Origin of the sequence: Allobosea sp. CER48 (assembly GCF_044752385.1) — a bacterium.
In the GTDB taxonomy this organism is placed as follows: domain Bacteria; phylum Pseudomonadota; class Alphaproteobacteria; order Rhizobiales; family Beijerinckiaceae; genus Allobosea.
This window is the reverse complement of the sequence record NZ_JBIWYK010000025.1, coordinates 1-14,802: the sequence shown is the minus strand read 5'-3', so window position 1 is coordinate 14,802 and position 14,802 is coordinate 1. Positions and strand designations below refer to the sequence as shown.

The window sequence follows — 14,802 nt, the reverse complement described above, 5'->3', positions numbered from 1 at the left end:
TGGCCGAAGCGATCGTCGATGCAGCCCGGCTGGGGCTCGACCCCGGCTCGCTCGATGTGCTGGAGGGCTACGAGAAGGCGCGCCGCTTCGACACGGTCGCGATGGGAGCGGTCACCGACGGGCTGAACCGGCTGTTCTCGAACGACGCGACGCCGATCCGGCTCGCGCGTGATTTCGGCCTGGGAATCGTCGATCGGCTGCCAGGACTGAAGCGCTTCTTCATCCGCGAGGCGGCGGGCGTCGCCGGAGCGCCGCCGCGGCTGCTGCGGGGAGAGGCGCTGTAGCCGCCACGTGTCATGCTCGTCCTTGTGGCGAGAATCCATGCCTCGAACGCATACTTCCGCCCCGGCGCAGAGACAGCGATGGTCGGGACAAGCCCGACCATGACGATGGCGACCGGACCGAAGGCTGGCCTCAGTCCTCCAGCTGCCGGGCTTCTTCCGGCAGCATGATCGGGATGCCGTCGCGGATCGGATAGGCCAGCTTCGCGGCCCGGCTGATCAGCTCCTGCTTTGCCGCATCGTACTCAAGTGTCGCCTTGGTCAGCGGACAGACCAGGATTTCGAGCAGCTTGGGATCGATGCGGGTGCTGTTATCGGCTTCGGTCATTGTTTTCGTCCGGTTCAGCTGCGCTTGCGCGGCAGATCGGCCAGCATGCCGGCGGCCACCATCAGCTTCGGCAGGGTGAGGCCGGAGCTCACGATAGCGTTGACGGTCGTACGGGTCCGCTCCGCTTCCTCGCCGCGCTCGGCCAGCCAGCTCTCGAGCGTGCCCTCGCCCTTGCCGGAGGCGGAAGCCTCCTGGGTCAGGGCAGAATGCGCGTCGTCGAGCGTCTCGAGGGCTCGCTCGCGGGCCAGGCGCTCATAATCGTCCGTCGCCGGCACGGCAGCGGCCGCCGCTTTCAGGCTCGAAAGGCCGAACAGCGCGTCGATGCCGAAATGGATGCGCGCGACGTCGCCGATCTTGCGCTTGCTGCGCTCTGCGATGTCGACGATATCCGTCGCCTCCGCCAGCGCGGGCAGGCTGGCGACGCGGGTGGCGAGCACCTCCGGCACGCCTTCCGACGTCAGCACGGCGATCCGGGCCAGCCGCGCCTGCGAGGCGGCCTCGGGCAACAGGACGCCGAGTTCCTCCGACAGCTCCTTCACGCCCTTGGCATAGCGGGCGATCGTCTGTTCGATCGTGCCGGGCTTGGCGACTGCCCGACGCAGGAACCAGCCCATCCGGTTGGTGACCAGTTCCTGGGCCGCGCCGTAGAGGCCGAGCTGCGTCTTGCCGGGGATCTTGGCATCGAGCGCGTCGATCTCGCCGTTGAGGGCGATCAGGTCGAAGGAGTCGCGGGCGATGGCGTAGGCCGCGGCAATGGCCGGAGCATCCGAGCGGGTCAGGGCTGCCAGCACGGGCACCAGCGCCGGGCCGCCGCGGTTGACGATCGCGTTGGCGAGCTGGGTCGCCACGATCTCGCGCCGCAGCTTGTGGCTGGCGATCGCGTCCGGATAGGCGTCCCGCAGGGCCTTGGGGAAGTACCGAACGAGTTCGCTGGCGAGGTAGGGATCATCCGGCACGGAGGATTCCAGCAGCGCATCGTGCAGCGCGAGCTTGGCATAGGCCAGCAGCACCGCGAGCTCCGGCCGGGTCAGGCCTTCGCTGCGCTTCTCACGCTCGGCGAGCTGGGCATCGCTCGGCAGGTATTCGACCGAGCGGTCGAGCCGGCCGTCCTGCTCCAGCGTCTGCATCAGGAAGCGCAGGCCGGGTGTCGCCGCCGCGCCCTGGGCCTCGGTGAGCGAGAGGGCGAGTGTCTGCAGATAGTTGTTGCGCAGGACGAGATCGCCGACCTCGTCCGTCATCGCGGCGAGCAGTTCGTTGCGCTTGTCCTCCTTGAGGCGGCCGTCCTTCACGGGGCCGGCGAGCGCGATCTTGATGTTGACCTCGACGTCGGAGGTGTTGACGCCGGCGGAGTTGTCGATCGCGTCGGTGTTGAGCTTCACGCCCTTGCGGGCGGCCTCGATGCGGCCGCGCTGGGTCACGCCGAGATTGGCGCCTTCGCCGATGACGCGCGCCCTCAGATCGTTGCCGCTGATGCGGATCGCGTCATTGGCACGATCACCAACCTGCGCGTCGCTCTCGTCGCTCGCCCGGATATAGGTGCCGATGCCGCCGAACCAGAGCAGATCGACGCGAGCCTTCAGGATTGCCGTCATCAGCTCGGGCGGCGAGACCTCCGCCTTGTCGAGATCGAGCAGGGCGCGGACCTCCGGAGAGAGCGGGATGCTCTTGGCCTGGCGCGAGAAGATGCCGCCGCCCTTCGAGATCAGCTTCTTGTCGTAGTCCTGCCAGGATGAGCGCGGCAGGGCGAAGAGGCGCTGGCGCTCGGCCAGCGAGGCTGCCGGATCCGGATCCGGATCGAGGAAGATGTCGCGGTGGTCGAAAGCGGCCACCAGCTTGATCGCCGGCGAGAGCAGCATGCCGTTGCCGAAGACGTCGCCCGACATGTCGCCGACGCCGGCGACGGTGAAGGGCGTGGTCTGGATGTCGATGTCGACTTCGCGGAAATGGCGCTTCACCGCCTCCCAGCCGCCGCGGGCGGTGATGCCCATGCCCTTGTGGTCGTAGCCCTGCGAGCCGCCGGAGGCGAAAGCGTCGCCGAGCCAGTGGTGCTTCTCCAGCGAGATCGTGTTGGCGGTGTCGGAGAAAGTGGCCGTGCCCTTGTCGGCGGCGACGACGAGATAGGGGTCGTCACCGTCATGGCGCACCGTATCCGGAGGCGGCACGATGGTTTCGCCGTCGAGATTGTCGGTCAGCTCGAGCAGATTGCGGATGAAGATGCGATAGCTCTCAGTGCCCTCGGCGAGCCAGGCGGCGCGGTCGGAGGCCGGGGGCAGCTGCTTCGGCACGAAGCCGCCCTTGGCGCCGACCGGCACGATCACGGCGTTCTTGACCTGCTGCGCCTTGACCAGGCCGAGGACTTCGGTGCGGAAGTCCTGCGGCCGGTCGGACCAGCGCAGACCGCCGCGCGCAACCTTGCCGAAGCGCATGTGCACGCCCTCGACGCGCGGCGAATACACGAAGATCTCGTAGAGCGGGCGCGGCAGCGGCAACCCGTCGACCTGCGCACAGTCGAACTTGAAGGTGATGGTCTGGCGCGGATGGCCGTCCGGGCCGATCTGGAAGAAGTTGGTGCGCAGCGCCGCGTCGACCAGGTTGATCAGGCGGCGCAGGATGCGGTCCTCGTCGAGGCTGGTGACGGCGTCGAGCGCCTCTTCGATCTCGGCGCGCTTCTGGGCCATGCGCTGCTCGCGCTCGGCCTCTGGCACGCGCGGGTCGAACTTTGCGTTGAAGTAGGCGATCAGGCCCGAGGCGATGCCGGGGTGATGGGTCAACGCATCGGCGATGTAGCCCTGCGCATAGGGGGCGCCAGCCTGACGCAAATAGCGACCGAAGGCACGCAGCAGCGCCGCTTCGCGCCAGGCGAGCCCGGCGGCGAGCACGAGCTGGTCGAAGCGGTCGGACTCGGCCAGTCCACGGAACTGCGCCATCAGGGCGGCCTCGATCGTCGGATCGAGATGCTCGATATCGATCTCGCCGTCGTCGGCGCGCTCCAGCGTCATGTCGTGAAGCCAGACGCGAGCGCTCTCGCCAGTGCCCTGCGGCATGACGTTATAGGTCCGCTCGTTGACGACGCGGAAGCCCATGTTCTCCAGCACGGGGACGCGGGCCGAAAGCGAGATCGGCGCGCCGCGCGAGAAAACCTTGAGGTTGGCGCGCTTGGCGTCGTCGCCCTCGCGCCGGTAGAGATTGACGGCCCGGCCCCGTTCCGGAGTCAGTTGCTGGAGCATCTCGATGTCGACGAGGGCATCGGCCGCCGAGAAACGCTCGCGATAGGCGGCACCGAAGGCCTCGGCATAGCGTTCGGCGAGGGCGCGGGCGGCGGGCCCGGCCTTCTCCTGGTCGAGGACGTCCTTCAGCCCGTCACCCCAGGTGCGGACGATGGCGCTGATGCCGGCTTCGAGCGTTGCGCGATCGATGCGCGGCGTCTTTCCGTCGTCACGGCCGATGATGTAGTGCGTGCGCGACAGAGGGCCTTCCGGATAGGCCGGATAGGCGGCCGAGACTCGGCCGTTGTAGATCCGTGCCAGGAACTCGCCGACGCGCTGGCGCACAGTGGTGTCGTAGCGGTCCTTCGGGATGAAGACGAGGATCGAGACGAAACGATCGAACTCGTCGACGCGGGCGAGCGCCCGGATCCGTGGCCGCTCGGTGAGCTGCAGGATATCGAGCGCGAACTGCTCGAGCGTCGGGGTGTCGATCTGGAAGAGTTCGTCGCGCGGATAGGCGTCGAGCACGTTCATCAGCGCCCGGCCCGAATAGCTTGCCGGGTCGAAGCCGATGTTCTTGGCGACGCGAGCGACCTTCAGGCGCAGGTACGGGATGGCGCGGGCCGAGCCGGTATAGGCGTTCGAGGTCAACAGGCCGACGATGCGCAGCTCGCCGTCGAGCCGGCCCTCCGGCGTGAACAGCTTGACGCCGACATAGTCGAGATGGACCCGCCGGTGAACGCGGCTCTTGACGTTGGCCTTGGTGATGATGAGCGCCTGGGGCTTGGCCAGGAAGGAGCGCACCTCGGGGGTGGTGGTCACCAGCTCGCGGCCGCGCCGCAGCACCTTGACCGCGGGATCGCGCAGGATGCCGAGGCCGGAGCCCTCGATCGGGTCGGCTGCGACGTCGCCGCCGGGGAAACGGTAGGCCCGGATGCCGAGCAGGGTGAAGTTGTCGCCGGCGATCCATTCGAGGAACTGCAGCGCCTCGGCGATCTCGTCCTCGGGCAGCGGCGGAGGGTTGGCACGGTAGGCCTGGATCACCTCGGTGATGCGGCCACGCATCGCTGCCCAGTCGTCCACCGCCATGGCGACGTCGGCATAGACATGCTCCAGCCCGGACCGGAGCTTCTCGCGCGCTTCCGGTGTATCGATGCGAGGAACGTGGATGTGAAGCAGGCTCTCGCGGCGCGTGCCTTCCGGGGCCCGGCCCGTGGCTTCGCCGGCGAGCGAGGCGAACTTGCCCCTGGAGTCGCGGCCCACGGCCAGGATCGGATGGGCGACCAGGCGCGGCTCGTAGCCCTGGTCCTGCAGTTCGGCGAGCGTCGAATCGAGCAGGAACGGCTTGTTGTCGTTGACGACCTCCAGGATCGTGACCTGACGCTGGCGTTCGCCCTGACCGACCTCATCGTCCCGGAAGCGCAGGTTGATCGACTCGGGCCTGCGCGCCTCGGCCAGATGCTCGTAGGCGGCAGCAGCGGCCCGAGCCAGCATTTCAGGCGGCAGGGCCTCGAGATCTTCGGCGACGGAGCGACCAAAGAGCAGACGGGGAAATTCGGCAGGCATCGCGCTCTTCAGGCCGGTGGCCGCGGCTTCGATGGCTGCGATCGCTCCCGCGGTCGCGTTCGTCACCCGTTTGCCCATGTCTAAACCCCAGTTGTTTTGCAGCAGCGATGGCATAGGCTGCGCAGGCTTTCAACTTTGCCTTGCCTGAAAAAGCGGCAAAATTGCCGCACAGGCCCAGACGGGACGCACCATGGCGACGAAGCATGACAAACCAAAGGTTGGCGAGGAGCCGGTGCGGCAGGATGCGCCACCCCGTCCGATGGCGCTTGACCTGAACCCGGGCAAGCTCTCGCCGGAGAACGAGGCCTATTTCGAGAAGTGCCGGGAAAAGCTCGGCTTCGTGCCGAATGTGCTGACGTCCTATGCCCACGACGATGCCAAGCTCACGGCATTTGCCACCTTCTATAACGACCTGATGCTGGCCCCGTCCGGCCTGTCGAAGTTGGAACGTGAGATGATCGCGGTCGCCGTGTCGAGCGTGAATCGCTGTTATTATTGCCTGACGGCACATGGTGCGGCGGTCCGGCAGCTCTCCGGCGATCCGGTCCTGGGAGAGATGATGGTGATGAACTACCGGGCGGCCGAGCTTTCGCCACGGCATCGCGCCATGCTCGATTTCGCGGTGAAGCTGACCGAGACGCCGCATCTCATCGACGAGGGCGATCGCGAAGGCCTGCGCAAGGCCGGCTTCAGCGAACGCGACATCTGGGACGTCAGCGCGGTCGCTGCCTTCTACAACATGTCGAATCGGATGGCCTCGGCCGTCGATATGCGGCCGAACGCCGAATATCACGGGCAGATTCGCTAGCAGCCCGAGGACGGCCATCGTCCTCGGAACGGGCGGCGAGCCCAGAAAAGAAAACGGCCGGCGCAATGCCAGCCGCTAGTTGGCCCCGACTTCGTGGCCCGGCTCCGCCGGAACTCCGGGGGGCTGGGGGGCTGACAAACCGGCGTTCAGCGAAACCGGGCCGTCGAGGCAACGCGGGGAGTTGAGCGGCGCAACTTGGCGGTCGCTTGACGCGTTCGCGGCGAAAATGCGGCATTTCAGGAGAATGCCGACCCAGCCTTCGGCGCCGGCGCCCGATCTCTTTCCCACGATCCCTTGCCAGCGCAGCACCGCGGGCGCATCATCCCCGGGTCACTTCGGGAAGCCGGTCAAGGGAGGCGCCATGAGCGAAAGCGAAACGCCGCAATCGCAGCCAGCCGGCGCGGTCGTCCATTTTCCGTCGCCGGCTCGGCCCGCGACCGTCACGTTCGACCGGCGCGAACTCAGCGAATTGCTGAACCTCTATGGCCGCATGGTCGCGGCCGGTGAATGGCGCGACTACGCCATCGATTTTCTCAAGGACACGGCGCAGTTCTCGGTGTTCCGGCGTTCGTCGGAGATGCCGCTCTACCGAATCGTCAAGGATCCGGCGCTGGCGCGACGCCAGGGCGCCTATTCGGTCGTGGCCGCGACCGGCCTGATTCTCAAGCGCGGCTCGGAACTGTCCCGCGTCCTGAAGGTGCTGGATCGCAAGCTCAGCGTCGTGAACTGAACGCCGACGGGCTGACGTTTCAAAAGGCCGGCGGCGTGCGGTCGCCTTCGCCGAGTTCCTTCTGCATCAGCATCTGGTCGAGCCAGCGACCGTGCTTGAAGCCCACCTTCTCGGCCACGCCGATCAGACGGAAGCCGGCCCTCTCGTGCAGGCGGCGCGAGCCGACGGAAGCTCCCGTGCCATCCCCTATCACCGCGATCATCTGGCGGAAGCCGCGTTCGGTGCAGGCCCGCATCAGCGCATCGAGCAGTAGGCCGCCGATGCCGAGCCCCTGCGCGAACGGCGCGATGTAGATCGAGTTCTCGACGGTGGCGCGATAGGCCGGCCGCGGGCGGTAGGCGCCAGCATAGGCATAGCCCAGGATCTCGCCCTTCCGCTCGGCGATGAGATAGGGGTAGCCGCCCGCCAGAACGGCCTCGAAGCGCCGGCTCATCTCCGCTTCGCCCGGCGGCTCCATCTCCCAGGACGCTGTGCCATGCAGGACCGCATGGGCGTAGATCGTGGCGATGGCAGGAATATCGGCCGGGGTCGCCGGGCGGATGGCGGATACGGTCATGGCGCAAACAATCACGGGCGAGGCAGTCATCGCCAGAGCTGAGCAACCCCCGTGCCAAAAGAAAAGCCCCGGCCGCGAGGCCGGGGCTGGTTCCGGGGCATGAAGCCCTGGGGTCGATCGGCTCAGCGGCGGTCGCCGAGCAGGCTGATCAGCATCTGGAACATGTTGATGAAGTTCAGGTAGAGCGACAGCGCGCCGTTCACCGAGAGCTTCGCAGCCGATTCCGGATCCAGGTTCGAATAGAGATACATCTCCTTCAGACGCTGGGTATCCCAGGCGGTCAGGCCGGCGAAGATCAGCACGCCCAGCACCGAGATGCCGAAGGAGAGCGCGCTCGACGCCAGGAACAGGTTGACCACCGAGGCGATGATCAGGCCGATCAGGCCCATGATCAGGAAGGAGCCCATTCCCGAGAGCGACTTCTTCGTGGTGTAGCCGACGAGGCTGAGCGCGCCGAAGGCGGCGGCCGTGATGAAGAAGACGCGTACGACCGAGGCGCCAGTGAAGACGACCAGGATCGACGACATCGAGACGCCCATCACCGCCGCGAAGACGAAGAACATCGTGCGCGCCGCGGCGGCGCTCATGTTCTCGGCCTTGAACGAGAAGAACATGATGAAGGCCAGCGGGGCCAGCATCACGACCCATTTCAGCGGGCTGAGATAGATTGCCTGGCCAAGCGCGGTCAGGCCGGCGATCTTGCCGTCGGGCGTGAATCCGGCGATCGCCAGCATCGAGATGGCGAGCGCGGCGAGGCCGGTGATGGCCAGACCGATCGTCATGTTGTTGTAGACGCCGAGCATGAACGAGCGCAGGCCCTGATCCATCTCGACGGCGCTGGTCTGCTGTGCGCGGCCGGCACCCCAGACTGGAGCATTGCGGTCGAAGTTGCTCATTAAGAGACTTTCCCCTGACGTTGTTTCGGACGACGGAAGGCGCGCAAGCGCCAGCCATCCTCGCGCACGATCGTCGCGATGAGGGGAATATGAGGGGCTTTTCGGGTTCTTACAAGGGCCGGGCATGGTTAGGGCGGCCCGAACGATAGAAGTTCGGTGCCGGTACCATGCAGAATTACAGGATTTTAATGTCTATCGAGAGTCGTTCCGAGATAGTCGTCATAAATTCCTGAGATGAGAAGCCGGCGCTTTCGTCAGTATTTTTACCGTACCGACGAGGCCGAACAGCACGGTAACACCGACTGCTGCAGTCGCAGCCAGTATCGCACCCCTCGGATCACTGACGAATTCGATCCGCATCACTTGCGTGACGATGCCCCAGCCCGCCGCTGTACCCGCGACAACGCCGAAGAGAGCCGCGACGAGGCCGATCGCGGCGTATTCAAGGGCGTACGACGAAAGTATGAAGCGTCGGGTCGCGCCGAGCGTCTTCAGGATCATCGCGTCATAGAGCCGCGCCCTCTGGCCGGCCGCGAGCGCACCGCCCAGCACCAGCAGGCTCGCCGCGATGGCGAGACCGGAGGCTCCGCGGATCGCCATGGCGAGCTGGCCGACGATGGTGTTGACCGCCTCGAGCGCATCACGGACGCGGACGGCGGTGACGGCCGGGAAGTCGAGCGCGAGGCGGCGCATCAGCGCGGCGTCCGTGGCTCCCTTGCCGTCCGGGCTCGTCGAGACGGTGGCGAGGTTCGTGTGCGGCGCGCCGGCGAAGGTGTTGGGCGAGAACACCATCACGAAGTTGATGCCGAAGGAACGCCAATCGACGGTGCGCAGATTGGCGACGCGCGCGGTGATGTTGCGGCCGAGGACGTTGACGGTCAACCTGTCGCCGATCTTCAGGCCGATCCCGGCGGCGTTCTGGGCATCGAACGAGACCAGCGGCTCTCCCCGATAGTCGGCCGGCCACCATTCGCCGGCCGAAATGCGCGAGCCTTCGGGCAGCGAAGCGGCATAGGTGATGCCGCGGTCGCCGTCGAGAACCCAGGCGGATTGCTCGCTCGCCTTGATGTCCTCGGCGCGGGTCTCGTTCACGGAAACGATCCGGCCGCGCATCATCGGCACGCGCTCTGTCCTGGCGCCGGGGCGCTGCTCGGCCAGGAAGGCGTCGAACCGATCGGAATCGCGGCTGGGCACGTCGAGGAAGAAGAAACTCGGTGCCTTGTCGGGCAAGGCGCCCGTGAGCTGCCGGGTCAGGCTGACGTCGATGAACGAGAGCGCCGAGAGCAGCGCGACGCCGAGGCCAAGCGAGAGCACCAGCGACGGCGTCAAGGCGCCGGGGCGATGGCTGTTGGCGAGGGCCATGCGCAAGGCCGGGCGGCGCGGACGCGGTATCCGGCGGGCGAGCGCCATCAGGCCGATCGAGACCGCCCGCAGCAGCACGAAGATGCCGAACATCACCCCGATATAGATCAGCGCGATCCGGCGATCATAGGCGAAGCCGATGGCGACGCCGGCGAGCCCGGCCAATGCCAGAGCGCAGAGCACGAGATAGATCGCGCGCGGCCGGCGCGGATCGGGTTCGATGCGGTCGCGGAACAGGGCGGATACCGGAATGTCGTGAGCGCGGCCGAGTGGGATGAGGGCGAAGACGAGCGCCGTCAGCAGGCCGTACAATGCCGCGATGGCGAGTTCGCCCGGCGCCAGCGTCGGCTCGAACGGCACGGGCAGGATGCTCTGGACGACGGCACCGAGTCCGAACGGGGCGGCAGCGCCGAACACGAGGCCGATCGCGGTGCCGATGGCTGCGACGAGCATGACCTCGGTGAGATGGATCGCGACCACGCGGCCGCCGGTGGCGCCGACCGCCTTCATCGTGGCGAAATCGAGCTTCTTGGCCTCGACGAAGCGGCGCACCGCATTGGCCACCCCGACGCCGCCGACCAAGAGGGCGGTGAGGCCGACAAGCGTCAGGAACTGCGTGAAGCGTTCGAGATTGCGCTGGAAGCTCGGCGCGGCATTGGCCCGGGAGCGGATTTCCCAGCCCGCGTCGCGTTGCTGTGTCCCGACATCCGCGATCAGCTTGGCGAGATCGGCATCGGTCGCGGCCGCCGGCGGGAGCTGCAGGCGGTAGGTCCAACGGATCAGGCTGCCGGGCTGGATCAGGCCGGTCGCCCTCAATGCCTCCTGCGACATCAGCAGGCGCGGGCCGAAGCCGACGCCCGCGGCGATCTTGTCGGGCTCGGAGATCAGGTTGGCGCGCAGCTGGATCCTCGCACCGCCGACCGTGACGATGTCTCCGGGCTTGAGGTCGAGCCGGCCGAACAGCACGGGATCGGCAACCGCGCCGAAAATGCCATCCCGCCGCCCCAGAAGCCCGGGCAGCGGCGATTGCGGATCGGTCTCGATCGAGCCGATCCCGGGATAGCTGGAATCGACCGCCTTGATCTCGACAAGCGCGGCGCCCTTCTCGCCGGCATTGGCCATGCCGCGCATCGTCGCGATGCTGGAGACCGAGCCGCGCCCCGTCAGGAAGGCCAGCTCCTGCGGCGCCGCCTCGCGGTGGATCAGGCTGAAGGCCGCGTCGCCGCCGAGGATCCGGCGCCCTTCGCGGGCGAGGCCTTCGGTCAGGCCGCGCGAAGCGGACGCGACGGCGGCGATCGTCATGACGCCGAGCGCGAGGCAGGCTATGAAGATGCCGAAGCCGCGCAGGCCCGCGCGCAGGTCGCGGATGGCGAGGCGCAGGACGAGGCCGATGCCGGGTGACCGGGAGGGGCTCTGGGGCGGCTTGACGGGCGCGTGCATCGTCAGGCGACCGCCATCTCGTGTTCGGTTTCGATCACGCCAGCGCGCAGGCGGACCGTGCGCTCGCACAGGCGGGCAAGCGACAGATCATGTGTGACGAGCACCAAAGTCGCACCACGCTCGCGCTTGAGCGCGAAAATGAGATCGACGATCGCGCGACCGGTGGACTCGTCGAGATTGCCGGTCGGTTCGTCGGCGACGAGGATCGCCGGGTCCGGTGCGACGGCGCGCGCGATGGCGACGCGCTGCTGCTCGCCGCCGGAAAGCTGGGCCGGATAGTGGTCCATGCGATGGCCGAGCCCGACATTGCGCAGTTCGGCCTCGGCCCGGCCGAAGGCGTCGACATGCCCGGCCAGCTCGAGCGGCAGAGCCACGTTCTCGCGCGCCGTCATGGTCGGCACGAGATGGAAGGACTGGAAGACGATGCCGATATGCCGACCGCGGAAGACGGCGAGCCCATCCTCGTCGAGCGCGCCCAGATCCTGGCCGGCGACCTTGACGAGGCCGGAATCGGGGCGTTCCAGCCCGGCCATGGTCATGAGCAAAGTCGATTTTCCGGAGCCGGAAGGGCCGACGAGGCCGGTCGCCTCGCCATCGGCCAGCGACACCGAAACGCCCTTGAGGATATGGACGCGGGCGGCGCCGCGTCCCAAACTCAGATGGACATCCTGCAACTCGATCGCCGGGGCGGCCTTCTCGCTCATCACGCCATGATCCTGACTTATGCTTCCATCGCCGTCCCCGCCGGCACCAGAACACGCCCCGAGCGGGGCGGAATCGCGGCGCGGCGCGGTTTGCGGCCATATGGGCGCGGTTTCGTGCTTCTCCAATCCGCTGCGACGTTTTTCGTCGCTCTCATGCTGCTCTTCATCGGGGCCAGCGACATGGCCAGCGCCCAGACCTCGTCATCCCGGCCGCCAGCCGGGAGGCCGCTCAAGCTCGTCGCCTTCGGCGATTCGCTGTCCGCGGGCTACAACCTGCCGGGCAGTGCCGCCTTCCCGGCCGTCCTGGAGCAGGCCTTGCGCCAGAAGGGCGTCGCTGTCGAAATCGTGAACGCCGGCGTCTCCGGCGACACGACGCAGGGAGGCCTCGAGCGGCTCGACTGGTCGGTGCCGGACGGAACCGACGGCGTCATCCTCGAGCTCGGCGCCAATGACGCGTTGCGGGGCGTCGACCCGACCCAGACGCGCCAGGCGCTCGAAGCGATGATCACGCGGCTGAAGCAGCGCAAGATCCCGGTGATGCTCGCCGGCATGTACGCGCCTCGGAATCTCGGCGCGGATTATGCGAAGCGCTTCGATGCGATCTATCGCGAACTTGCGGAGAAGCATGGCCTGGTGCTTTACCCGTTCTTCCTGGAGGGCATCGCGGGCGACCGCGCTCTGAACCAGGCGGATGGGCTCCACCCCACGGCCGAGGGCGTCACCGTCATCGTCCGCAACATCCTGCCGACGGTCGAGCGCTTCATCGCCACCCTGCCCGCCAGATCCTGATCCGCCCGCGGGTTTCCGCGCGGCGAATACCTGATTCTTGCATCGCCGCCCGCCGGCCCCGCTTCCGGAGTTGCTTCGCCATGGAATATCGCCGCCTCGGGCGCACCGATCTCAAGGTCTCGGTGATCTGCTTGGGAACCATGACCTGGGGAGAGCAGAACACGGAGGCCGAAGGCCATGCCCAGATGGACTACGCCATCGAGCAGGGCATCAATTTCTTCGACACCGCAGAGCTTTACTCGATCCCGCCGAAGCCGGAGACGCAAGGCTCGACCGAGCGGATCATCGGCAGCTGGTTCAAGGCCCGTGGCAACCGCGACAAGGTCATCCTGGCATCGAAGGTCTGCGGCCGGGGCGGCAACACCTGGTTCCGGGACGACAAGAGCCCGACCCGACTGACGCGCAGGCAGATCTTCGAGGCGGTCGACAAGAGCCTGCAGCGGCTGCAGACCGACTATATCGACCTCTATCAGCTGCATTTTCCCGAGCGGCCGATGCCCTGGGGTTCGAACCCGACCCGCTTTTCGAAGGCCGCCTACGAGAAGCCGGCCGACGAGACGGCGATTCCCGAGCAGCTCGACGCTTTCGCCGAGCTGGTGAAAGCCGGCAAGATCCGCCATCTCGGCCTCTCCAACGAAAGCGCCTGGGGCACGATGCGCTTCGTGACCGATGCGGAAGCACGTGGCACGCCGCGCGTGCAGTCGATCCAGAATGCCTACAACCTGCTCAACCGCACCTTCGAGACGGCGCTGGCGGAGGTCGCGCTGCGCGAGGATGTCGGACTGCTCGCCTATTCGCCGCTGGCGCAGGGCTATCTCACCGGCAAGTATCTCGATGGCGCCCGCCCTGCGGGTGCGCGCACGACGTTGTTCGACCGTGGCCAGCGCTATGAGGGCGCCGGCGCCGAGGACGCGATCAGGCGCTATATCGCGGTGGCGCGCGAGGCGGGCCTGGATCCAGCGCAGATGGCACTCGCCTTCGTCAACGGCCGCGCCTTCGTGACGTCCAACATCATCGGCGCGACCTCGATGGAGCAACTCAGGACCGACATCGCGTCGATCGACATCAAGCTCTCGCCCGAGGTCGAGGCGAAGATCGATGCGATCCACCAGCTTGTCGGCAATCCCTGCCCCTGAGCACGGTCGAACTCGGTAGAGCCTGGGCCATGCCGGGCTCTACCGAGGGGAAAACCAGTTCCCTTGCGCCGGCTTCGCGCCTACCGTCTCGCCAGAGTCACAATTGCTTGGCAGGGATTCGCTCATGCCGAGGCTGTTCATCGCTCTGGAAATTCCTGCCGATGTCGCATCCGAGCTGACGCTGCATCGCGGCGGCCTGTCGGGTGCCCGCTGGATCGAGCCGGCCGATTACCACATAACCCTGCGTTTCCTGGGTGACGTCGACCGGCGCATGGCGAACGATGTCGATCACATGCTCGCCGATCTCAGCGCCTATCCTTTCGACGTGACGCTCGACGCGCTCGGCAGTTTCGGCGGCGACAAGCCGCGAGCGGTCTTCGCCCGTGCGGCGCCGACAAAGGCGCTGACGGACCTGCAGGGCGATGTCGAGCGGCAGATGCGCCGCATCGGCCTGCCGGCGGAGGGCCGCAAGTTCGTGCCGCACGTCACGCTGGCGCGGCTGCGCGATACCGCTCCGACCGAGGTCGCGCATTATCTCGGCCTGCATCCGATCGTCCGGCCGATCGGCTTCACGGCGCGGCGCGTCGCGTTGATGTCCTCGCGCGATTCGATCGGCGGCGGTCCCTATGTGCTGGAGGCGGCCTATCCGCTCGGCCCGTCCTATCCGAATCGCCTGCCGCGGGAGATGCGCCGATGACACGGCCGAAGCGCCTCTCTCCGGAGGCACAGACCGAGGCTCTCGCGACGTTGACCGGCTGGAAGCTGGTGCAGGGGCGCGAGGCGATCACGCGTCGCTTTGTGTTTCGCGACTTCAGCGAGGCCTTCGGCTGGATGACGCGGGTGGCGCTGCTCGCCGAGGCGATGAATCACCATCCCGAATGGTCGAATGTGTATCGGACAGTCGAGGTGACCCTCGCCACCCATGATGCCGGCGGGTTGACCGAGCTCGATGTGAGACTCGCACGAGCCATCGACGCTTTGGTGAGCTGAACAGGGTCAG

Annotated in this window: 12 protein-coding genes and 1 pseudogene; 7 read left to right on the top strand and 6 right to left on the bottom strand. The window is 67.1% G+C overall.

All coding sequences use genetic code 11. From position 1 onward, the window contains the following. Window positions 1-284: pseudogene (locus ACIPIA_RS02230) on the top strand (2-octaprenyl-6-methoxyphenyl hydroxylase); the annotation flags it as partial. Between the two features lie 130 nt (window positions 285-414). Here ACIPIA_RS02230 and ACIPIA_RS02225 read toward each other — a convergent pair. Together ACIPIA_RS02225 and ACIPIA_RS02220 are read right to left on the bottom strand one after the other, a co-directional pair. Then, window positions 415-609: a Trm112 family protein gene (locus ACIPIA_RS02225; protein ID WP_400506240.1), complete on the bottom strand. Its 195-nt coding sequence runs from the start codon at window positions 607-609 to the stop codon at window positions 415-417. Between the two features lie 14 nt (window positions 610-623). Next, the gene (locus ACIPIA_RS02220) at window positions 624-5,459 is read right to left on the bottom strand and encodes an NAD-glutamate dehydrogenase (RefSeq protein ID WP_400506238.1); all 4,836 of its coding nucleotides are present in this window, start codon (window positions 5,457-5,459) and stop codon (window positions 624-626) included. A gap of 181 nt (window positions 5,460-5,640) precedes the next feature. On the opposite strand from ACIPIA_RS02220, the gene ACIPIA_RS02215 reads away from it, so the two are divergent. Continuing rightward, window positions 5,641-6,189 carry a peroxidase-related enzyme gene (locus ACIPIA_RS02215; RefSeq protein WP_400506236.1) on the top strand — a complete coding sequence of 183 codons (549 nt, stop codon included), beginning with the start codon at window positions 5,641-5,643 and terminating at the stop codon, window positions 6,187-6,189. A gap of 361 nt (window positions 6,190-6,550) precedes the next feature. Then, window positions 6,551-6,919, top strand: a complete 369-nt coding sequence (locus ACIPIA_RS02210; protein ID WP_400506234.1) for a DUF2794 domain-containing protein — start codon at window positions 6,551-6,553, stop codon at window positions 6,917-6,919. 19 nt (window positions 6,920-6,938) lie between these two features. Here ACIPIA_RS02210 and ACIPIA_RS02205 read toward each other — a convergent pair whose 3' ends face one another. The 4 genes from ACIPIA_RS02205 to ACIPIA_RS02190 all read right to left on the bottom strand — a co-directional run bounded on the left by ACIPIA_RS02205 (window position 6,939) and on the right by ACIPIA_RS02190 (window position 11,877). Then, window positions 6,939-7,475, bottom strand: a complete 537-nt coding sequence (locus ACIPIA_RS02205; RefSeq protein ID WP_400506232.1) for a GNAT family N-acetyltransferase — start codon at window positions 7,473-7,475, stop codon at window positions 6,939-6,941. A gap of 122 nt (window positions 7,476-7,597) precedes the next feature. Continuing rightward, window positions 7,598-8,371, bottom strand: coding sequence for a Bax inhibitor-1/YccA family protein (locus ACIPIA_RS02200; RefSeq protein WP_400506230.1), 774 nt, complete (start codon window positions 8,369-8,371; stop codon window positions 7,598-7,600). A gap of 219 nt (window positions 8,372-8,590) precedes the next feature. Continuing rightward, complete coding sequence (locus tag ACIPIA_RS02195) at window positions 8,591-11,173, bottom strand: ABC transporter permease (RefSeq protein WP_400506228.1); 2,583 nt, start codon at window positions 11,171-11,173, stop codon at window positions 8,591-8,593. A 2-nt stretch (window positions 11,174-11,175) separates the two neighbouring features. After that, window positions 11,176-11,877, bottom strand: coding sequence for an ABC transporter ATP-binding protein (locus tag ACIPIA_RS02190; protein ID WP_400506226.1), 702 nt, complete (start codon window positions 11,875-11,877; stop codon window positions 11,176-11,178). A gap of 153 nt (window positions 11,878-12,030) precedes the next feature. On the opposite strand from ACIPIA_RS02190, the gene ACIPIA_RS02185 reads away from it, so the two are divergent. The 4 genes from ACIPIA_RS02185 (at window position 12,031) to ACIPIA_RS02170 (ending at window position 14,792) form a co-directional block, all read left to right on the top strand. Further along, the gene (locus tag ACIPIA_RS02185) at window positions 12,031-12,666 is read left to right on the top strand and encodes an arylesterase (RefSeq protein ID WP_400506242.1); all 636 of its coding nucleotides are present in this window, start codon (window positions 12,031-12,033) and stop codon (window positions 12,664-12,666) included. Between the two features lie 80 nt (window positions 12,667-12,746). Then, the gene (locus tag ACIPIA_RS02180; protein WP_400506224.1) at window positions 12,747-13,802 is read left to right on the top strand and encodes an aldo/keto reductase; all 1,056 of its coding nucleotides are present in this window, start codon (window positions 12,747-12,749) and stop codon (window positions 13,800-13,802) included. Between the two features lie 124 nt (window positions 13,803-13,926). Further along, entirely contained in the window at window positions 13,927-14,499 is a 573-nt protein-coding gene (thpR, locus tag ACIPIA_RS02175) for an RNA 2',3'-cyclic phosphodiesterase (RefSeq protein WP_400506222.1), read from the top strand. Next, complete coding sequence (locus ACIPIA_RS02170; protein ID WP_400506220.1) at window positions 14,496-14,792, top strand: 4a-hydroxytetrahydrobiopterin dehydratase; 297 nt, start codon at window positions 14,496-14,498, stop codon at window positions 14,790-14,792. The genes thpR and ACIPIA_RS02170 overlap by 4 nt, the downstream gene beginning before the upstream one ends. Window positions 14,793-14,802 lie beyond the last annotated feature (10 nt).